General features: G+C 74.5%; 10 protein-coding genes. 3 read left to right on the forward strand and 7 right to left on the reverse strand.

Annotated features, from left to right (window positions below; genetic code table 11):
* Positions 1–76: 76 nt before the first annotated feature.
* Complete coding sequence (locus ACZ6ZI_RS15775; protein ID WP_469520512.1) at positions 77–2,257, reverse strand: ATP-dependent DNA helicase UvrD2; 2,181 nt, start codon at positions 2,255–2,257, stop codon at positions 77–79.
* 231 nt (positions 2,258–2,488) lie between these two features.
* Between ACZ6ZI_RS15775 and ACZ6ZI_RS15780 the strand changes: the two genes are divergently transcribed.
* Positions 2,489–2,749: a mycoredoxin gene (locus tag ACZ6ZI_RS15780; protein WP_363053177.1), complete on the forward strand. Its 261-nt coding sequence runs from the start codon at positions 2,489–2,491 to the stop codon at positions 2,747–2,749.
* Between the two features lie 139 nt (positions 2,750–2,888).
* Here the strand turns inward: ACZ6ZI_RS15780 and nudC are convergent, their stop codons facing one another.
* The 5 genes from nudC to ACZ6ZI_RS15805 all read right to left on the reverse strand — a co-directional run bounded on the left by nudC (position 2,889) and on the right by ACZ6ZI_RS15805 (position 13,664).
* The gene (gene nudC, locus ACZ6ZI_RS15785; protein ID WP_363053176.1) at positions 2,889–3,830 is read right to left on the reverse strand and encodes an NAD(+) diphosphatase; all 942 of its coding nucleotides are present in this window, start codon (positions 3,828–3,830) and stop codon (positions 2,889–2,891) included.
* A gap of 66 nt (positions 3,831–3,896) precedes the next feature.
* Complete coding sequence (locus ACZ6ZI_RS15790; protein WP_469520517.1) at positions 3,897–5,300, reverse strand: dipeptidase; 1,404 nt, start codon at positions 5,298–5,300, stop codon at positions 3,897–3,899.
* Between the two features lie 10 nt (positions 5,301–5,310).
* Positions 5,311–9,231 (reverse strand): UvrD-helicase domain-containing protein, encoded by a 3,921-nt coding sequence (locus tag ACZ6ZI_RS15795; protein ID WP_469520520.1) that lies wholly within the window; start codon positions 9,229–9,231, stop codon positions 5,311–5,313.
* 77 nt (positions 9,232–9,308) lie between these two features.
* Positions 9,309–12,968, reverse strand: coding sequence for an ATP-dependent helicase (locus ACZ6ZI_RS15800; protein ID WP_469520619.1), 3,660 nt, complete (start codon positions 12,966–12,968; stop codon positions 9,309–9,311).
* 348 nt (positions 12,969–13,316) lie between these two features.
* A complete protein-coding gene (locus tag ACZ6ZI_RS15805) occupies positions 13,317–13,664 on the reverse strand; it encodes an MGMT family protein (RefSeq protein ID WP_469520523.1) in 348 nt (115 codons plus the stop codon).
* Between the two features lie 119 nt (positions 13,665–13,783).
* On the opposite strand from ACZ6ZI_RS15805, the gene ACZ6ZI_RS15810 reads away from it, so the two are divergent.
* Complete coding sequence (locus ACZ6ZI_RS15810; protein ID WP_469520526.1) at positions 13,784–16,543, forward strand: lysylphosphatidylglycerol synthase transmembrane domain-containing protein; 2,760 nt, start codon at positions 13,784–13,786, stop codon at positions 16,541–16,543.
* Positions 16,544–16,612: 69 nt separating this feature from the next.
* Here ACZ6ZI_RS15810 and ACZ6ZI_RS15815 read toward each other — a convergent pair whose 3' ends face one another.
* Entirely contained in the window at positions 16,613–17,350 is a 738-nt protein-coding gene (locus tag ACZ6ZI_RS15815) for a YwiC-like family protein (RefSeq protein WP_469520529.1), read from the reverse strand.
* A 288-nt stretch (positions 17,351–17,638) separates the two neighbouring features.
* Between ACZ6ZI_RS15815 and ACZ6ZI_RS15820 the strand changes: the two genes are divergently transcribed.
* The gene (locus ACZ6ZI_RS15820) at positions 17,639–21,367 is read left to right on the forward strand and encodes a nitrate reductase subunit alpha (RefSeq protein ID WP_469520532.1); all 3,729 of its coding nucleotides are present in this window, start codon (positions 17,639–17,641) and stop codon (positions 21,365–21,367) included.
* Position 21,368 lies beyond the last annotated feature (1 nt).

Here is a 21,368-nt window from a genome sequence, read left to right on the forward strand (position 1 = left end):
AGAAGCCCACCGTTTCCGTTGCTAAGAACCTATGGGGATCCGCGGGGCATGTGCAAACTATTTTTCCGACGAGTTTCTACGCGTCGTCAGGATCCGCGCCGCCGGGCTCCTGGCCTGCGCAGATGGCCAGGACATCGGCTCCGTACCGGTCGAGCTTGCGGCCGCCGACTCCGGAGATCATCGAGAGCTCGCCGGGTTCGGCGGGCGCGGCCTCCGCGATCGCCATGAGGGTCTTGTCGGTGAAGACGCAGTAGGCGGGCATCCCCTGGGCCTTCGACTGGACGGCGCGCCAGTCGCGCAGCCGCTCGTAGAGGCCCTCGTCCATGTCGGACGGGCAGTCCTCGCAGCGCATCAGTTTGATCTCGCCGGCCTCGGTCAGGGTCCTGCCGCAGACCCGGCACAGGGCGGGGCCGCGGCGGCCCCGCTTGCGGGCGCCGCGCTCGATCGGGTCCCCGGAGCGGTTTCCCGGGGCCACGGAGCCCGGTCGCAGGCCGTTCAGGAAGCGGCTGGGGCGACGGGAGGCCCGGCCGCCCGGAGTCCGCGAGAGCGCCCAGGAGAGCGTCAGGTGCAGCCGCGCCCGGGTGACGCCGACGTACATCAGCCGGCGCTCCTCCTCGACCTGCTCGTCGGTCTTGGCGTAGGTGATCGGCACCATGCCGTCGGTCAGGCCGACGAGGAACACGGCGTCCCACTCCAGGCCCTTCGCGGCGTGCAGGGAGGCGAGGGTGACGCCCTGGACGGTCGGCGCGTGCTGCGCGGCCTTGCGCTCCTCCAGCTCGATCGTGAGGTCGGCCAGGGTGGCGCCGGGCCGGCCGCGGGCGAAGTCCTCGGCGAGGCGGACCAGCGCGGCCACCGATTCCCACTGGTCGCGCACGGCGCCGGACCCGGCGGGCGGCTCGGCGCTCCAGCCCGTGGAACTCAGGACGGCGCGGACCTGGGAGCCCAACTCCACGACGTCCTCCAGCAGCGGGTCGCTGCTGCCGCCGGAGCGGGCGGCCCCGCGCAGGGCGAGGACGGCCTTCTGCACCTCGGCGCGCTCGAAGAACCGCTCGGCCCCGCGCAGCTGGTAGGGGACTCCGGCGTCGGCGAGGGCCTGCTCGTAGACCTCGGACTGGGCGTTGATCCGGTAGAGGACGGCGATCTCGCCCGCCGGGACGCCGGCCGCGATCAGGTCCCGGATCCGGTGGGCGACGCCCTCGGCCTCGGCGGGCTCGTCGGCGTACTCGGCGTAGACGGGGTCGGGGCCGGGCTCGCGCTGCGAGACCAGCTCCAGCCGGTGTTCGGCGGCCCGGCCCTTGGCCTGGTTCAGCAGGCCGTTGGCGAGGTGGACCACCTGGGGGCTGGAGCGGTAGTCGCGGATCAGCTTGACGACGGTGGCGCGCGGGAACCGGTTGCGGAAGTTCAGCAGGTGGTCGGGGGTCGCGCCGGTGAAGGAGTAGATCGTCTGGCTGGCGTCGCCGACGACGCAGAGGCTGTCGCGCTCGCCGAGCCACAGGTCGAGGAGCCGCTGCTGGAGCGGGCTGACGTCCTGGTACTCGTCCACGACGAAGTGCTGGTACTGGGCGCGGATCTGCTCGGCGATGTCGTGGCGGTCCTGGAGGATGCCGACGGTGAGGAGCAGCACGTCCTCGAAGTCGATCATGCCGCGGTCGCGCTTGAGCTGTTCGTACGTGCCGTAGATCTGGGCGATCTCGGCCATGTCGCGGGGGGCCTCGCGGCCCGCCTTGAGGGCGGCGGCCGGGTAGTCGGCGGGGACGGTCTGGGTGACCTTGGCCCACTCGATCTCACCGGTGACGTCGCGCAGCTCGCCCCGGTCGAGGCGGATGCGGCAGCGGGCGCCGGCCTCGGCCACGAACTGGATCTTCCGCTCCAGCAGTCGGGGCACCTCTCCGCCCACGGCCCGCGGCCAGAAGTACTGGAGCTGGCGCAGGGCGGCGGAGTGGAAGGTCCGCGCCTGGACCCCCTCGGCGCCGAGGGTGCGCAGGCGGCCGCGCATCTCGCCCGCGGCGCGGTTGGTGAAGGTGACGGCCAGCACACTGGCGGGCATCAGTTGTCCGGAGCGGACCCCGTAGGCGATGCGGTGGGTGATGGCGCGGGTCTTGCCCGTACCGGCGCCCGCCAGGACGCACACCGGCCCGCGCAGGGTCGTGGCGACCTCGCGCTGCTCCGGGTCCAGGCCCAGGAGCACGGCGTCGGCGTCGGCCGCGCCCGTGCCCGGACCGGCCGGGAAATCGGATGAATGCGTCGCTGTTGTCACCCCGCCATGCTGCCAGGTCCGGTGGGGCTGACGGGAAACCCGTCCACAGGCGGGGCGTGCGGGCAGTTTGTCGGACCGGTCCCGGCGGGGCCGACCGCCGAAGGCCCCGGAGACCCCGGAAACCCCCGGGACCCCCGAGTCCCCCGCGCCCCCGGGTGCCCCCGGGAATGGGGGCGGGGCCGCGTGCGTTCGTCTACTCGGACACCGAGACCTCACGAAGGAGAGCGCAGCATGCAGGACACGGGCACCGTCACGATGTACAGCACGACCTGGTGCGGCTACTGCCGTCGGCTGAAGACGCAGCTGGACCGGGAAGGCATCGCCTACAACGAGATCAACATCGAGCTGGACCCGGAGTCCGCGGCGTTCGTCGAGAAGGCCAACAACGGCAACCAGACCGTTCCCACGGTGCTCGTGCGCTCCTCCGCTGGCAGCGAGTCCGTCATGACGAACCCGAGCCTGGCGCAGGTCAAGCAGGCCCTCGCCGTCTGAGCCGCTCGCGGCCCGTCCGACGGGCACCGACAGGCGCCCACGGACACCGGCAGGCGCCGACGCGCACCGGAAAGGCCCCCGCCGAGGCGGGGGCCTTTCGCGTGCGCCGAGCGCCGGCGCCGAGGGCCTGTGACGAAGGTTACGCGGCCGGCTTCGGCAGCGGCTCGCCGTACCAGAGCTCGACGAGCCGGGCCGCGATCGAGATCCCCGACGGCGGCACCATCTCGCCGGATTCGAAGGCCGCCCGCAGCTCCTCGCGGGAGAACCAGCGCGCCTCCTCGATCTCCTCGCCGTCGACCGTGATCTCCGAGGTGATCGCCCGGGCCGTGAAGCCGAGCATCAGGCTGTACGGGAACGGCCACGGCTGGCTGGCGACGTAGCGGACCTCGCCGACGCGGACGCCCGCCTCCTCCCACACCTCGCGGACCACCGACTGCTCGATGGACTCCCCCGGCTCGACGAAGCCCGCGAGCGTGGAGAAGCGGCCCTCCGGCCAGTGCACCTGGCGGCCCAGCAGCGCCCGGTCGTGCTCGTCGGTGACCAGCATGATCACGGCCGGGTCGGTGCGCGGGTAGTGCTCCGCGCCGCAGCCGGGGCAGCGGCGGATGTGCCCGGCGGCGGCCACCACGGTCCGCTCGCCGCAGCGGGAGCAGAAGCGGTGCATGCGCTGCCAGTTCTCCAGCGCCACCGCGTGGACCATCAGCCCGGCGTCGCGCGGGGACAGCAGCAGTCCGGCCTCGCGCAGGCCGGCCGGGCGGGCCGACTGGTCCATGCGGCCCGGCAGGGAGTCCTTCTGGAGCGCGAAGTACCGTACGCCGTCCTCGTCCGTGCCCAGGAAGTAGCGGTGGGTCTCGGTGACCGGTGCCTCGAAGGCGGGGGTCATCACGATGGCGGAGCCGCCGTCGGGCGTGTCGTCGATCAGCACCTGCCCGCCGGAGACGACGAACACGCGCGTCGTCGGGTGGCTCCAGGCGGCGGCGAGCCACGCCTCGTCGAGGCGGTGGTGGGCGGCGCGGTCGATCCCGCTCGCCTCGGCGAGCGAGATCGGGCGTTCGGTACGGGTGCTCACAGGTACTTCCAACTCCCCCGGTGGTGGGACAAGGCAGGCTGCTCGGTGTGCGTGGCGTTCACGCGCGCACTCACGTGTTCATGCGGGGTTCCAGTGCTCCGCCAGGTCGCCCCACAGGTACGCGGTCGTCTCCACGCCCTTGAGCAGGAGGTCGAGCTCGACCTTCTCGTTCGGCGAGTGCCAGCCGTCGGAGGGCACGGAGATGCCGAGGAAGAGGACCGGGGCGTCCAGGACGTCCTGGAGGTCGGCGGCCGGCCCGGAGCCGCCCTCGCGCGTGAAGCGGACCGGCTGCCCGAAGGCGCGGCCCATGGCCCGTACGACGGACCGGAGCGCGGGGTGGTCCAGCGGGGTGAGGCAGGGCCGGGTGGGGGCGCCGAAGGTGATCGAGTGCCGGATCCCGTCGGGGACGCGGGCGGCGACCCAGTCGCGGACGGCGGCCTCGACCTCGTACGGGTCCTGCCCGGACACCAGGCGGAACGACAGCTTCAGGTGGGCGGAGGCGGGCACGATGGTCTTGCCGCCGGGGCCCTGGTAGCCGCCGCCGATGCCGTTGACCTCGGCGGTGGGGCGGGCCCAGACCCGCTCCAGGGTGGAGTAGCCGGCCTCGCCGGAGGCGGCGTGCGACTTGGCGGTGTGCAACCACTCGGCCTCGTCGAACGGCAGCTCGGCGATCAGCCGGCGCTCGGCGTCGGTCAGCTCGGCGATGTTGTCGTAGAAGCCGGGGATCGTGACCCGCTCGTCCTCGTCGTGCAGGGCGGCGACGAGGCGGGCGGCGACGGTGGCCGGATTGGGCACGGCCCCGCCGAAGGCGCCCGAGTGGATGTCCTGGTCGGGCCCGTGGAAGTCGATCTCGCAGTCGGCGACGCCGCGCATGCCGGTGCAGACGGTGGGGGTGGTCTCGGACCACATGCCGGTGTCGGAGACGATCACGACATCGGCGGCGAGCCGTTCGGCGTGCGCCTCCACGAGCGCCCGGAAGTGCGGGGAGCCGGACTCCTCCTCGCCCTCGACGAGGAGCTTGAGGTGCACGGCGGGGGCGGCGGCGCCGGTGGCCGCGAGGTGGGCCCGTACGCCGAGGGTGTGGAAGAAGACCTGGCCCTTGTCGTCGGCCGCGCCGCGCCCGTACATCCGGCCGTCGCGGACGACCGGCTCGAACGGCTCGGTGTGCCAGCCGTCGGCGAGGGCGGCGGGCTGGACGTCGTGGTGACCGTAGACGAGCACGGTGGGCGCGGCCGGGTCCTCCGCGGGCCAGTGCGCGAAGACGGCGGGGGCGCCGTCGGTCTCCCAGATCTCGGCGACCGGGAAGCCGGTCTCCTTGAGCTTGGCGGCGAGCCAGTCCGCGCTGCGGCGCACGTCGCCCTCGTGCTCGGGCTGGGCCGACACGGACGGGATCCGCAGCCACTGCGCGAGGTCGTCCAGGAAGGCCGCGCGGTGGGTGTCGATGTACGTGCGGACGACGCTGTCCGCCGGGGTTTCGCTCATGACCACGAGCCTATCCGTCCGTCCGGGCGGCGCCGTCCGTGCCCGTTTTGCCTTGGAGGATCCGCTCAAGGCGGGCCCGACCGGGCAGGTCACGGGGGCGGATGACGCGTCCGCTGCGGACGTGGAGGAAGGCCGCGCCCACCCGGTCGAGGGGGGTCGCGGTGGCCTCGGCCCAGGCCAGCCGGTAGACGGCGAGCTGGAGCGGGTCGGCCTGGGTGGTGCGGCCGGTCTTCCAGTCCACGACCTCGTACGAGCCGTCGGGGTTCCTGTACACGGCGTCGATCCGGCCGCGGATCACCCGACCGGCGAGGGTGAGCTGGACGGGCGCCTCCATCCGGTACGGGGTGCGCTCGGCGTACTCGCTGCGCTCGAAGGCGGCCTTGAGGGCGGCGAGGTCGGCCTCGTCGGCGATGTCCTGGTCGGAGCCGGGCAGGTCGGTGGCCGGGTCGAGGAGACCGTCGAGGAGCGGCAGGGGCAGCTCCTCGAAGCGGGACTCGACCCAGGCGTGGAAGCGGGTGCCCTGGCGTGCGGCGGGCTGCGGGGGCTTGGGCATGGGGCGGGCGAGGTCGCGTACGAAGCCCTGCTCGTCGGCGGCGAGCCGCAGGAGCTGGCTCGCGGAGAGGGCCGGGGGCAGCTCCACGTCCCGGACGGCCTGGCGGGCGCGGCGCAGCTCGCCCTCCAGGGCGTCGAGGTCCCGGTCCCAGGAGGCGATGAGGCGGGCTTCTTCGGGGCTGGGGGCCCGCTGCCCGTCGGCGGGCGCGTCGTACGGTGCCCCGCGCCGCTCGCCACGGGGCGCGGGGACGACCCCGGGGCGGGGCCGGGCGGCGTCGTCCGGCGCCCCGGCGGCGGACACGGCTCCGCCCGGCCGGGAGCCGTCGGCGGGAGCGGCCGGGGCCTCTCCGGCCCACAGGTCCTCGTCCGGGGGCACGGGGGCCCGGGGGGCGTCCGGCGGGGGTACGGCGGGACCCTGGCGGGGCACGCCGGCGGGCCGGAGCCCGTCGGGGCCCTGCGCCGGGTCGGTGTCGGGTCGCCGGGCGCCCGGCGACGGGGCGCGGGCGGTGACGCGCGCGTCCTCGCCGTCCCACAGCCCGTCCGCGTCAGGGTCCGAGGCCTCCCCGGAGGGCGGGGTCGGGTCCCCGGCCGGGGCCATGACGTGGGCAGGGGCGTCGTCGTGGGCCGGAGCTTCGTCGTAAGGCGGGGCCACGTCGTAAGCCGGAGCCACGTCGTGGGCCGGAGCTTCGTCGTAAGCCGGAGCCACGTCGTGGGCCGGGGCATCGTCGTAGGCCGGGGCCTCGTCGTCAGGCGGGGCCTCGTCGTAAAGCGGGGCCTCGTCGTCAGGCGGGGCCTCGTCGTAGGCCGGGTCTTCGCAGTGGGGGGGCCAGAGGTAGGGGTCCTCGGGGGTCGGGGGGTGCGGGGGTGCGGCGAGGTGGGCCTCGACCAGGGCGGCGGCGCGGCGGCGCAGGGCCAGGGAGTCGGGGTCCAGGGGCAGGGGCCAGGCGTGGTCCGGGGTGGCCTCGGCGGCCAGCGCCGGGTTCTCGGCGTCGGCCTCGGGCTCCTCGGCCCAGACCTCGATCTCCCCGAACCCGGCCTCGCAGTGCCCGCGCAGCGCGGTCAGGAACGCCGACGGGCCCCGGCGGCGCTTCTGCGTCGGCCCCCACCAGTGGCCGGAGGCCAGCAGCAGGGAACGCGGACGGGTGAAGGTGACGTAGCCGAGGCGGAGCTCCTCGACCTGCTTGTGCTCCTTGAGGCCCGCCTTGAAGGACTTAAGCCCGCCGGCGGTCCAGTCCGGGGCGGCGGGCAGGGTCGGGGCGTCGCCGCGCAGGGAGTAGGGGAGCACCTTGGGGTACGAGGTCCAGGCCTCCGGGGGCTTCTCCTTGGGGAAGGAGCCCGCGCACAGGTCGGGGACGACGACGACGTCCCACTCCAGGCCCTTGGACTTGTGGGCGGTCAGCACCTTGACGGTGTCCTCCCCGCCCGGCAGCGCGTGGTCGAGGCCCTTCTCGTACTGGGCGGCGGTGCGCAGGAACGCGAGGAAGGCCAGGAGCGTGGCCTCGCCGTCGAGGGCCGCGAAGCCGGCGGCGACGTCCATGAAGTTCGACAGGGTCTCGCGCCGGCGGGCGGCCAGCGCGTGCGGGGACGCGGACAGCTCGACGTCCAGGCCGGTCGTCGAGAGGACCCGGTGCAGTACGTCCATCAGCGGGTCGGCGAGCGAACGCCGCAGGTCGCGCAGTTCCTGGGCGAGGTGCGCGAAGCGGACGCGGGCGGCGGCCGAGAAGGGGAGGTCGTCCGGGGCCTGGCCGGCGCCGTCGAGGAAGGTCTCCAGGGCGTCGGCCAGCGAGACGATCTCCGCCGGGTCCACGCCCTCGACGGCCGCCGCGAGGCGCCCGTCGGGGCCGGAGTCCGGGGAGACGCGGGCCACCAGGTGCCGGGCGCGGCGGCCGAGGAGGGCCAGGTCGCGGGCGCCGATGCGCCAGCGGGGGCCGACGAGGAGGCGGACCAGGGCGGCGTTGGCCCCGGGGTCCTGGAGCACCTCGCACACCGAGACGAGGTCGGCGACCTCGGGCAGGTGCAGCAGCCCCGACAGTCCGACGACCTCCACCGGGACGTCCCGGGCCACCAGCACGGCCTGGATGCGGGCGAAGTCGGCGGCGGAGCGGCACAGTACGGCGATCTCGCCCGGCGCGGTGCCGGTGCGCACCAGGTGCGCGACGGAGTCGCCGAGCCACTCCAGCTCCTCGGCGTGGGTCTCCAGCAGCGCGCACCGCACGGTGCCGTCGCGTTCGGCGCCGGGGGCGGGGCGCAGGGCCTCCACGCCCTCGTGCATGGCGCGCAGCGGGGCGGCGAGGCCGTTGGCCAGGTCGAGGAGGCGGCCTCCGCTGCGCCGGTTCTCGCTGAGCGAGAAGCGGGTGGCGGGGCGGCCGTCGGCGTGCGCGAAGTGTTCGGGGAAGTCGTCCAGGTTGGCGACGGAGGCGCCGCGCCAGCCGTAGATGGCCTGGCAGGGGTCGCCGACGGCGGTGACGGCGTGCCCGGTGCCGTCGCCGAAGAGGCCGGACAGGAGCAGCCGCTGGGCGACGGAGGTGTCCTGGTACTCGTCGAGCAGGACGACCCGGAACTCGTCGCGCAGCAGCTCGCCGACCTCGGGCCGGGTGGTGGCGAGGCGGGCGGACAGGGCGATCTGATCACCGAAGTCGAACAGTTCGCGGGAGCGTTTGGCGGTGCGGTAGCGCTCGACGAGTTCCAGCAGCTCCAGCCGGCCGCGGACGGCCTCGGGCACCTTGCGGAGGTCGTCGTTGGTGAGCCTGGCCCCGGCCAGCTCGTCGAGGAGGGCGGTGTCGTGGGCGCGCAGGGCGGCCGGTTCGGTGAGGTGCTCGGACAGTTCGCCGTCGAGCGCGAGGAGGTCGCCGACCAGGTCGGGGAGGGACTTCACGAGCGAGGGGTAGGGGCCGGGCGCCTCGCGGAGCACCTTGGCGGCGAGCTGGAAGCGGGTGGCGTCGGCGAGGAGGCGGGCGCTGGGTTCCAGGCCGATGCGCAGGCCGTGGTCGGTCAGGAGCCGGCCGGCGAAGGCGTGGTACGTGGAGATGCGCGGCTCGCCGGCGGCGGCCTCGGGGTCGGCCGGCGAGGGGTCCGGGTCGGTGACGCCGGCGCGGGCCAGGGCCTTGCGGACGCGTTCGGCCAGTTCGCCGGCGGCCTTGTTGGTGAAGGTCAGGCCGAGGACCTGGTCGGGGGCGACGGTGCCGGTGCCGACGAGCCAGACGACGCGGGCGGCCATCACGGTGGTCTTGCCGGAGCCGGCGCCCGCGACGATGACCTGGGGGGCGGGCGGGGCGGTGACGCAGGCCAGCTGTTCGGGCGTGAACGGGATCCCGAGGAGCTCCTTGAGCTGCTCGGGATCGGTGAGGACGGGCGCGCGCCCGGACTCGTACGCGGTCACCTCGAAAGGCTAGCCGCCGGCGCCGACAGTGCCGGCCGGCGTCTCACTCCCCGGTCGGGGCCGTTCCACGGCGCGGCTCATTCCACGGTCTGGCGGCCCTCGGGGAGGGCGCTGCACGCGCCCCGGAAGGCGCAGCGTCCGCAGTGTTCGCCGGTGGCGGGGGTGAAACGTTCGTCCAGGACCCGGCCGGCGGCGGTGGCGAGGAGGTCGCCGACCCACTCGCCGGAGGTGCCGCCGTCGAGCGGCTGCTGCGCCTGGATCTTCGGGACGCCCTCACCGCCGTCCTTCTTGGCGGCGTTCTGGCGCAGCTGGACGAGTTCGGCGCCGCCGGGCTCGGGGCGCCGGCCGTCGAAGACCTCGTCGACGGCGCCCTCGCGGACGGCGAGCTGGTAGACGGCGAGCTGCGGATGGCGGGCGACCTCGTCCTTGGTGGGGGCGCCCTTGCCGGTCTTGAAGTCGACGACGTACGCGCGGCCCTGCGGGTCGGCCTCGACGCGGTCCATGGAACCGCGGATGCGGACGGCGTACTCGCCGGCGTCGAGGGTGACGTCGAAGTCGTGCTCGGTGGCCACGGCCTCGCGGCCGCCGCGGTCGGTGGTGTGCCAGCGCAGGAAGCGTTCGAGGGCGGCGCGGGCGTTGTCCTTCTCCTGGCGGGACTTCCACGGCGCGTCGAAGGCGAGGGCGTCCCAGACCGAGTCGAGGCGTTCCATGAGGACGGCGAGGTCGGCGGGGGTGCGGCCGGAGGCGACCTCGTCGGCGAGGACGTGGACGACGTTGCCGAAGCCCTGGGCGGCGGTGGAGGGGGCGTCGGCCTTGACCTCGCGGCCCAGGAACCACTGGAGGGAACAGGTGTTGGCGAGCTGGTCGAGGGCGCTGCCGGACAGGGCGACGGGGCGGTCGCGGTCGCGCAGCGGGACGGTGGAGCGGGTGGGCTCGTACAGCCCCCACCAGCGGTGCGGGTGCGCGGCGGGGACGAGGGGGCGGTCCTCGTCGTCGGTGAGGGCGGCGAGGCGGGCGAGCCGGCGGGCGGCGGCGTCGCGCAGGGCCGGGGAGGCGTCGGGGTCGACGGTGGTGGCGCGGAGCTCGGCGACGAGCGCGGGGACGGCGAGGGGGCGGCGGGGGCGGCCGGTGACGTCCTTGGGGGTGACGCCGAGTTCGGTGAGGAAGCGGGAGGGCTGGTCGCCGTCCTCGGCGGGGGCCTTGACGGCGGTGACGACGAGGCGGTGGCGGGCGCGGGTGGCGGCCACGTAGAACAGTCGGCGTTCCTCGGCGAGGAGCGCGCCGGGGGTGAGGGGTTCGGCGAGGCCGTCGCGGCCGATGCGGTCGGCTTCGAGGAGGGAGCCGCGGCGGCGCAGGTCGGGCCAGAGCCCTTCCTGGACGCCCGCGACGACGACGAGGCCCCACTCCAGGCCCTTGGAGCGGTGCGCGGTCATGAGGCGGACGGCGTCGGGGCGGGCGGCGCGGGTGGTGAGGGTGTCGGCGGCGATGTCCTCGGCTTCGAGCTGTTCGAGGAAGTTGAGCGCGCCGCGGCCTCCGGTGCGTTCCTCCGCGCGGGCGGCGGTGTCGAAGAGGGCGCAGACGGCGTCGAGGTCGCGGTCGGCGTTGCGGCCGGCGGCGCCGCCGCGGCGGGCCTGGCGCTCCAGCCGGTCGGGCCAGGAGGTGCCGTCCCACAGGGTCCACAGGGCCTCTTCGGCGGTGCCGCCGCCCTGGAGGAGTTCGCGGGTCTTGCGCAGGAGCAGGCCGAGGCGCTGCGCGCCGCGGGCGTACGCCGGGTCGTGGACGGTGAGCCGCTCGGGCTCGGCGAGGGCGCGGGCCAGGAGCGCGTCGGACGGTGCGGGGGCGGTGACGCCGGCGGCACGCTCCTCGTCGCGCAGGGCCCGGCCGAGCCGGCGCAGGTCGGCGGAGTCCATCCCGCCGAGCGGTGAGGCGAGCAGCGTGAGCGCGGCCTCGACCCCGACCCACCCGTACGCGTCCGCGTCCGCGGTTTCGGCGTCGGCGTCCGCGTCCGCGTCCGGGTCCGGGTCGGCGTCGGCGTCGGCGTCGGCGTCGGCGTCGGCGTCGGCGTCGGCGTCGGCGTCGGCGTCGGCGTCGGCGTCGGCGAACAGTGGCGCGTCCCCGTCGGGAACCTGCCCCGAGGGAGCCTCGCCGGTGGCGCGGGACGGGGAGGCGGCCGGCTCGGTGTCCGCCGGCGGGGTGTCCGACGCGGCCTCCGCGGCGGCGGCCGGGGGCGCGTCGACGTCCACCCGGGAGACCCCCGGCAGGGCGTCGCCGTCGGCGGAGGCCGGCTCGGCGCCGGCGCCGCGCACCGGAAGCGACGCCGCCCCGGGAGCGGCCTCCCCGGTGGCGCCCACCGCGTCCGTGTCGGCGTGTGCCGGCGGGACCACCGGCAGGGCGTCGCCGTCCGCGTCGCGCGCCGGGCCCGACGCGGCCCCTCCGGCGGGGCCCGCCGGTGTCGGGCCGGCCGCGCGGGCCGCGACGCGCAGGGCGGTCAGGAGCGGGGCGACCGCCGGTTCGTGGCGCAGGGCGGTGGCGGCCGCGTCCGTCTCGGCCGGGACCCCCGCGGCGATCAGGGCGCGCCGCATCGCGGGCAGGGTGCGGCCTCCGGAGCGGACGAGGACGGCCATGTCCTGCCAGGGCACCCCGTCCTCCAGGTGGGCCCGGCGCAGGACGTCGGCGATGTTGTCCAGCTCGGCGCCGGCCGTCGGGTACGTGTACACCTCGACCCGGCCGCCCTCCCGGGCGGGCGTCAGCGCGCGGTGGGCGCGCACGGCGTCGGACGGCAGGCGCGGGACCGGCATGCGGGTGGTCAGCGTGCGGGTGGCGGCCAGCAGGGCGGACCCGGAGCGGCGGCCGACGGTGAGGGCCCGGACGGCCGCGCCGGGGAAGGCGGATTCGAAGTCGAGGACGTTGTTGATGTCCGCGCCCCGGAAGGCGTAGATCGACTGGTCGGGATCGCCGAAGGCGACCAGCGTCCCGCCCGGACCGGTCAGGGCGCGCAGCAGCCGCAGCTGGGAGGCGTCGGTGTCCTGGTACTCGTCGACGTAGATCACGTCGTGGGCGGAGGCGAGCGAGGGGGTGCGTTCGGCGAGCAGGACGGCCCGGTGGAGGAGTTCGGCGTAGTCCAGGGTGCCCTGCATGTCGAGGACGTCGAGGTACTCGGAGAGGAAGGCGGCGGCGGCCTTCCAGTCGGGTCGGCCGATGCGGTCGGCGAAGGTGGCGAGGGCCTGGGGGCCGAGCCCGAGTTCGCGGGCGCGGGCCAGGACGGCGCGGACCTCGTCGGCGAACCCGCGCGTGGTGAGCGCGGCCCGCAGGTCGTCGGGCCAGCGGATCGTGCGCAGCCGCCGCTGGCCCTCCAGGAGGGTGCGGACCATGACGTCCTGCTCGGGGCCGGACAGCAGGCGCAGCGGATCGGTGAAGAGTTCGTGGTCCTGGTGGGCGCGGACCAGGCCGTAACAGAAGGAGTGGAAGGTGGTGGCCTGCGGGGCGCGGGCGCCGCCGAGCCGCAGGGCGGCGCGGTCGCGCAGTTCCACGGCGGCCTTGCGGCCGAAGGTGAGCATCAGGATGCGGGCGGGGTCGACCCCGGCCTCGACCCGGGCGGCGGCCGCCTCGACGAGGGTGGTGGTCTTCCCGGTGCCCGGTCCGGCGAGGACGAGCAGCGGTCCCCGGGCGTGATCAACCACCGCGCGCTGCGCTGCGTCCAGAACAGGGGGTGCCACCTGTTCCGGCCCCGTACGCACCAGGCGGTACGCGTCAGGGGTCCGCGTACGCCGCTCCGCGCGGCCGGAGGAAGAGGTGATCACGTGAGGTGCCGGTCCTGGTGGGTCTGTGGATGCTGCGGGTCCTGCGGTGTCCGCCGCGGCGGCGGGGGTGCCCCCGGTCCCGGGGGCGGCGGTCACCGCGCGGGCGACCCCGTCGGCGGACGCCGGAGCGGCCGCCCGAGCGGACACCGAAGGGGCCACGCTACGCCAACCGCGCCGCCCGCCGCAGTCCGTCCCGGCCGGCCGGACCGTCGCCCCGAAGGCCCCGCGGGTCGTCCCCCGTACGCGCCTTCGACCTCCCGCCCCCGCTCCGCATGGCGGAAGCTGTCAGATGTGACCCTCGTCGCCTCCGGCCCCCTCGCCGCGGCCGTCCCAGCGGGCCCCGCGCATGGCCAGCCGGGTCTCGCCCGACCCGGTCTCGCGCAGCGGGGTGCCCTCGGCGCGGTAGTGCTCCAGGGCCCGCCGCTCGCTCCCGGGCAGGGGTACGCCGTCCGCCCGCACCACCCGCCACCAGGGCACGGCTCCCCCGTACAGGGCCATGACGCGCCCGACTTGACGGGGTCCGCCCTCGCCGAGCCACTCGGCGACGTCCCCGTACGTCATCACCCGGCCGGGCGGAATCCGCTCGGCCACCTCCAGCACCCGCTCCGCGTACGCGGGCAGCTCTTCGCTCATCCGCCCCATGGTGCCGGACGGCGGGGACATCCATACGGAGGTCTCGCTTCCGTACCGGCGCGCACCCTGCTGCCCCGCGCGGCCGTCCGTCCGTGCCACCATCTTCCGGGCGGTGACTGGTGATACGTGATCAAGAAGAGACGGATGTGACGGCGAAGGAGCAGGGTGTGAGCCCTCCGGACGGCGCGGCGACGCGGGGCGAGGACCCGCGCCCGGACGAGGGTGCCGCGCGCCCGGAACCGGGCCCCGTCCCGAGCCCGCAGACGCCGCGTACCGAGCCGCATCCCGACGACCTCCACCCGCCGGGCCACACCCCGACGGCGGCCGACCGGGTGGAGGTGGACGAGCCGCTGCTCGCCGCCCGCGTCCACCGGCCCTCGGACCTCGTGCGCCTGCTGTCCGGGATCATCGGCATCGCCGTGGTGCTCGGCATCGCCGCGTTCGCGCACGGTACGACGGTGGGCCTGGAACAGGACATCACCAAGGGCACCGGCCAGGCCCCCGACTTCCTGATCAAGGTCGCCGGTCTGGTGTCGAGCATCGCGGTGCTGCTCGTGCCCGTGGCCTTCGCCATCGAGCGGCTGATCAAACGCGACGGACTGCGCATCGCCGACGGCGTGCTCGCCGCGGTCCTCGCGCACGGCGTCACCCTCGCCACCGACCTGTGGGTGTCCCAGGCCGCCCCCGCCACCATCCAGGACGCCCTGACCCGCACCACCGGCGCCGGCGGGGCCCTCACCGACCCGGTGCACGGCTACCTCGCGCCCGTGATCGCGTACATGACGGCCGTCGGGATGACGCGACGGCCGCGGTGGCGGGTCGCCCTGTGGGTGGTGCTGCTGCTCGACGCGTTCGCGATGCTGGTCAGCGGCTACACCACGCCCTTCTCGATCGCCCTGACCGTCCTGATCGGCTGGAGCGTCGCGTACGGCACCCTGTACGCGGTCGGCTCGCCGAACGTCCGGCCCACCGGCCAGAACCTCCTCGCCGGCCTGCGCCGCGTCGGCTTCCAGCCGGTCAGCGCGATGCGCGCCGAAGCGCCCGACGGGGACACCGCCGAGTCCGGCGACCGGGGCCGGCGCTACCACGTCACGTTGGAGGACGGTCCGCCGCTGGACGTCACCGTCGTCGACCGCGAACAGCAGGCACAGGGCTTCTTCTACCGGGTGTGGCGCCGGCTGACCCTGCGCGGGATCACCACCCGGCGCAGCATCCAGTCGCTGCGCCAGGCGCTGGAGCAGGAGGCCCTGCTCGCCTACGCCGCCATCGCGGCCGGGGCGAACGCGCCGAGGTTGATCGCCACCTCCGAGCTGGGCCCGGACGCCGTGATGCTCGTCTACGAGCACCTGGGCGGCCGGACCCTGGACGCCCTGCCCGACGAGGAGATCACCGACGGGCTGAGCCGCAACGCCTGGGAGCAGGTACGGGCCCTCCAGTCGCGCCGGATCGCGCACCGCCGGCTCACGGGGGACGCGCTGGTGGTGGATCGTTCCGGCAGCGTCACGCTGACCGACCTGCGCGGCGGCGAGATCGCCGCCGGCGACCTGGTGCTGCGGATGGACATCGCGCAGCTGCTGACCACCCTCGGCCTGCGGGTCGGCGCGGAGCGTTCGGTGGCCTCGGCGGTGTCCGTGCTGGGGCCGGACGCGGTGGCGGACTGTCTGCCGCTGCTCCAGCCGATCGCGCTGAGCCGTTCGACGCGGGCGACCCTGCGCCGGCTGGGCCGGGAGCGCGCGGACCGGCAGCGGGAGGCCGTACTGGAGTCCTCCCGGGCGGCGAAGGCGGCCCGCGAGGCGGACGCCTCGGCGACTCCGGCGGCCGACCGCAAGGCGGAGAAGCGGGCCCTGGACGAGGCCCTGGAGGACGCCCGCGAGGAGGACCTGCTCAGCCAGATCCGCCGGCAGGTGCTGTTGATCCGCCCGCAGGCGCCGGTGGAGCCGGCCCGCCTGGAGCGGATCCGGCCGCGCACGCTGGTCTCGTTCATCGCGGGCGCCTTCGGCGCGTACTTCCTGCTCACGCAGCTGACGCACCTGGACCTCGGGAAGACCGTCGGGCAGGCGCAGTGGGGCTGGATGGGCGTGGCCCTGGCGTTCTCGGCGCTGAGCTACTTCGCGGCGGCGATGAGCCTGCTGGGCTTCGTTCCGGAGCGGGTGCCGTTCCTGCGGACGGTGGTGGCCCAGGTGGCCGGTTCGTTCGTGAAGCTGGTCGCCCCGGCGGCGGTGGGCGGCGTCGCGCTGAACACGCGCTTCCTCCAGCGGGCGGGGGTGCGGCCGGGGCTGGCGGTGGCGAGCGTGGGTGCCTCGCAGCTGTTCGGTCTGGCCAGCCACATCCTGCTGTTGCTCTCCTTCGGCTACCTGACGGGCACCGAGAAGACCCCGGAGATGACCCCGTCCCGGACGGTGATCGCGGGTCTGTTGACGGTGGCCGTGCTGGTGCTGGTGGTGACGGCGGTGCCGTTCCTGCGCAAGTTCGTGGTGACGCGGGTGCGGGCGCTGTTCGCGGGCGTGGTGCCGCGCATGCTGGACATCCTCCAGCGTCCGCAGAAGCTGGTGACGGGCATCGGCGGCATGCTGCTGCTGACCGGCTGCTTCGTGATGTGCCTCGACGCGTCGATCCGTGCCTTCGGCGGCGGGGAGGCCATCAGCTACGCGAGCATCGCGGTGGTCTTCCTGGCCGGCAACGCGCTCGGGTCGGCCGCTCCGACACCGGGTGGCATCGGCGCCGTGGAGACCACGCTGTCCCTGGGTCTCGTGGCCGCGGGTCTGGACGGGGAGGTGGCCATCTCGGCGGTGTTCCTGTTCCGTCTGATGACCTTCTGGCTGCCGGTGCTGCCGGGCTGGATCTCCTTCAACTACCTGACCCGCAAGGAAGCGATCTGACCCCGGACCGTCGGGCGCGCGGCGCCCTCTGAGGGCGCTCGCCGCCCGCCGACCCGGCCCCGCGGCGCGTCAGAACACCGCGAGCAGCGTGCCCAGGAGCGCCGTCGAGCAGCCGATCTCGACGGCGCCGACCACGGCCGGTCGCAGGCCGCGACCGGGCAGGACGGCCGCGCGGGCCAGGTAGGCGGTGAAGGGCGCGGCGAGCCAGGGCGACAGGGCGGTCGCGGCGGCGAGGGCCACCGCGTGGTAGGCCACCGAGCCGCGCCGGTACGCCCGTGAGCGGCGCTCGCGGATCATCGTCTTCACGTAGGGCACCGTCCCCGCGAAGTACAGGAGGCAGGCCACCGCGGCCCGCCACGACCCGCCGGGTCCGAGGCCGCCGAGGCCCGCCGCGACGGGCAGCATCGCGCAGGCCGGGACCACCGCCGCGAGGCCGTTGACCAGGGCCCGCTCCCTGCCCCGCCACGCGTACAGGGTGTTCACCGCGACGAAGGGCGCGGCGGGGCAGGCCGCGAGCACCAGCCACGGGTGGGCCACCGCCAGGGGCAGTCCGAACGCGGCGCAGGCGGCGCCGAGGACCAGGGCCGGCCGGCCGTGCCGCCGGGCCGAGCGCAGTCCGCGCGCGTGGAGCCGTAGCCACTGCTGGGCGTGGAAGGCCGCCGCGTACCCGAGCAGCCAGGCCGCCAGGAGCGCCGCGTGCGCCCACCCCGGTCGGGGGGACAGGAAGGTCCCGGCGAGGAACGGCACCGTGAGCATCGCCCAGGCGCCGTGCTGGTCGGGGACCCAGTCGTACCGTCCGCGTGCCACCGCCCCGTACCGCCTTCCGCGTGGAGGAGGGGATTTCCGGGGATAAGTGGAATTCCCTCGCGTGATTTGCGTCCGCCCGCGCGGGGTTGGGCGGCGACCGGTCCCGTCCAGTCTCACCTCCGGTGGGCCCGGAAAAGAGCGGAAAGAGGTCACCGGTACAGGGGACCTTTGTCACCGGGTTCGTCCTCCCGGCGGGCGTAGCGTCGTTCGCGGGTCCTTTTGTCCGGACCGCCGTCGCATTTCCGCGCCCTCGTGCGCGATCTCTTTTTCCCGCCCTGGAGGGTCGTTTTGGACGAGCGTCAGGAGAATCGGGCGCATCACGACGCCGTCGATTCCATCCTCAAGGCGGGCCGTTTCTTCACCCGCGGGGAGGTGTCCGACGACCTGCGGACGGTGCACCACACCGGCGGGCGGGCCGCCGAGGCCTTCTACCGGGACCGCTGGAGCCACGACAAGGTCGTGTACTCGACGCACGGCGTGAACTGCACCGGTTCCTGCCGGTGGAAGGTGTACGTCAAGGACGGGATCATCACCTGGGAGACGCAGGCCACCGACTACCCGTCGGTGGGCCCGGACCGCCCCGAGTACGAGCCCCGGGGTTGCCCGCGCGGCGCCTCGTTCTCCTGGTACTCCTACTCGCCGACCCGCGTGCGCTACCCGCACGTGCGCGGCGCCCTCCTGGAGATGTACCGGGAGGCCAGGTCCCGGCTGGGCGACCCGGTGGCGGCCTGGGCCGACATCCAGGGCGACCCCGAGCGGCGCCGCGCCTACCAGCGGGCGCGCGGCAAGGGCGGCCTCGTACGGGCCTCCTGGGAGGAGGCGACCGAGCTGATCGCGGCCGCGCACGTGCACACCATCAAGGAGCACGGCCCGGACCGGGTCGCCGGCTTCTCGCCGATCCCGGCGATGTCGATGGCCTCGCACGCGGCGGGCGCCCGCTTCCACTCCCTCATCGGCGCCCCCATGCTGAGCTTCTACGACTGGTACGCCGACCTGCCGGTGGCCTCGCCGCAGGTGTTCGGCGACCAGACGGACGTGCCCGAGTCGGGTGACTGGTGGGACGCCGCGTACCTCATGATGTGGGGCTCGAACGTGCCGGTCACGCGGACGCCGGACGCGCACTGGATGGCGGAGGCCCGTTATCGCGGGCAGAAGGTCGTCACCGTCTCCCCGGATTTCGCGGACAACACGAAGTTCGCGGACGAATGGATGCACCCGCATCCCGGTACGGACGGGGCCCTGGCCCTGGCGATGGGTCACGTCATCCTCAAGGAATTCTTCGTGGAGAGGGAAACTCCCTTCTTCCGGGATTACGTCCGCACGTACACGGACCTGCCTTTCCTCGTTTCGCTGCGGGAAACGGAGAACGGCCTGGTCCCGGGGAAGTTCGTGACGGCGGCCGATCTCGGACAGGACACCGAGAACGCCGAGTGGAAGACGGTGCTGATCGACGACGTCACCGGCGAGCCGGTCGTCCCGAACGGCACCCTGGGCCACCGTTGGGGGAGCTCCGAGACCCCGGAGTGGAACCTCGACCTCGGGGACACGGTGCCGCGCCTGACCCTGCTGCCGGACACGGAGGCCGGACAGGCCGGCGAGGGCGGCGAGGGCGTCGAGGGCGTCGAGGGCGTCGAGGGCGTCGAGATCGTCCTGCCGCGTTTCGAGGACGACGAGCGCACGGGCGGGCACGGCGGCACCGTCCGCCGGGGCGTTCCCGTCCGCCGGCTCGGCGGCCGGCTGGTCACCACGGTCTACGACCTGATGCTGGCCCAGTACGGAGTGGCCCGGCCGGGCCTGCCCGGCGAGTGGCCCACCGGGTACGAGGACGCCTCGCAGCCCGGTACGCCCGGCTGGCAGGAGTCGCTGACCTCGGTTCCGGCGGCGCAGGCGGCGCGCGTGGCGCGGGAGTTCGCCCGTACCGCCGAGGAGTCGGGCGGTCGCTGCATGATCCTGATGGGCGCCGGCACCAACCACTGGTTCCACTCGGAGACCATCTACCGCGCGTTCCTCGCCCTGCTCACCCTCACGGGCTGCCAGGGCCGCAACGGCGGCGGCTGGGGCCACTACGTCGGCCAGGAGAAGTGCCGTCCGGTCACCGGCTGGGCCACCCTGGCCGCCGCCTCGGACTGGTCGCGTCCGCCGCGTCAGATGATCGGTGCGGCCTGGTTCTACCTGCACACCGACCAGTGGCGCTACGACACCCTCCCGGCCGGGGCGCTGGCCTCCCCGCTCGCCGAGGGCGCCTTCGAGGGCATGAGCGGCGCGGACTGCCTGGCGGCGAGCGCCCGCATGGGCTGGATGCCGTCCTACCCGACCTTCGACCGCAACCCCCTGGAGCTGGGCGAGGCCGCCGACCCCGTCGCCGAGACGGTGCGCCTGCTGGAGAGCGGGGAGCTCGGCTTCGCCGGGGAGGACCCGGACGCCCCGCGGAACTGGCCGCGCGTGCTCAACGTGTGGCGGGCCAACCTGCTGGGCTCCAGCTCCAAGGGGAACGAGTACTTCCTCAAGCACCTGCTCGGCACCCACTCCAACCTGCCCGACGACGGACCGCGCTGCGCGCCGCGGGACGTCGCGTACCGGGAGGAGGAGGTGGAGGGCAAGCTCGACCTGCTGATGTCCATGGACTTCCGGATGACGTCCACGACGCTGCTGTCCGACGTGGTGCTGCCGGCGGCGACCTGGTACGAGAAGCACGACCTGTCCTCCACGGACATGCACCCCTTCCTGCACGCCTTCACCCCGGCCGTGGACCCGCCCTGGCAGGCCCGCTCCGACTACGACGCCTTCCTGGCCATCGCCCGCCGCTTCGGCGAGCTGGCCGGGGAGCACCTGGGCGTGCGCAGGGACCTGGTGGCGACCGCCCTCCAGCACGACACCCCGGGTGGCGAGATGGCCCAGCCCGGCGGGGTCGCGCTGGACTGGTCGAAGGGCGAGTGCCCGCCCGTACCGGGCCGGACCATGTACAACCTGGCCGTCGTGGAGCGCGACTACGGCGCGGTCGGCGAGAAGTTCGCCGCGCTCGGCCCGCTCGTCGACGCGCTCGGGGTCACCACGAAGGCGATCACCTTCGACGTCGGAGAGGAGGTCGCCCACCTCGCGGAGAAGAACGGCACGGTGCGCGGCGGGGTCGCGGACGGCCGGCCGCGGCTGGACACCGCCCGGCGGGCCTGCGAGGCGATCCTCTCGCTGTCCGGCACCTCCAACGGCCGCCTGGCCACGCAGGGCTTCGAGACGCTGGAGAGGAAGGTGGGCACGCGCATGGCCCACCTGGCCGCGGAGGCCGAGGGCAAGCGGATCACCTTCGCCGACACCCAGGCCCGTCCGGTGCCGGTGATCACCTCGCCCGAGTGGTCGGGCTCCGAGGCCGGCGGCCGTCGCTACACCGCCTTCACCGTCAACACCGAGCACCTCAAGCCCTGGCACACCCTCACCGGCCGTCAGCACTTCTTCCTCGACCACGACTGGCTCCACGAGGTCGGGGAGTCCCTGCCCGTCTACAAGCCGCCGCTGAACATGCACACCCTGTACGGGGAGCCCGAACTGGGCGTCGTGGACGGCAGGTCGGTGGCCGTGCGCTACCTGACCCCGCACAACAAGTGGGCGATCCACAGCCAGTACCAGGACAACCTCTACATGATGACGCTGGGCCGGGGCGGCCAGACGGTGTGGATGTCCCCGCAGGACGCCGAGGCCATCGGGGTCGCGGACAACGACTGGATCGAGGCGGTCAACCGCAACGGCGTGGTCACCGCGCGGGCGATCGTCTCGCACAAGATGCCGCCCGGGACCGTCTACATGAACCACGCGCAGGAGCGGACGGTCGGCGTCCCGAAGACGGAGAAGACCGGCCGTCGGGGCGGCATCCACAACTCGCTGACCCGGGTGATGCTCAAGCCCACCCATCTCATCGGCGGTTACGCCCAGTTGACCTGGGCCTTCAACTACCTGGGCCCGACCGGCAACCAGCGCGACGAGGTGACGGTCATCCGGCGCCGCGACCAGAAGGTGGAGTACTGAT

The sequence above is a fragment of the Streptomyces sp. NPDC103540 genome (genome assembly GCF_055584445.1).

What these genes read in the sequence shown, in the direction of transcription:
- ACZ6ZI_RS15780 (WP_363053177.1), top strand. Translation starts at nt 2,489, where the DNA reads ATGCAGGACACGGGCACCGTCACGATGTACAGCACGACCTGGTGCGGC.
- ACZ6ZI_RS15790 (WP_469520517.1), bottom strand. Translation starts at nt 5,300, where the DNA reads ATGAGCGAAACCCCGGCGGACAGCGTCGTCCGCACGTACATCGACACC.
- ACZ6ZI_RS15805 (WP_469520523.1), bottom strand. Translation starts at nt 13,664, where the DNA reads ATGAGCGAAGAGCTGCCCGCGTACGCGGAGCGGGTGCTGGAGGTGGCC.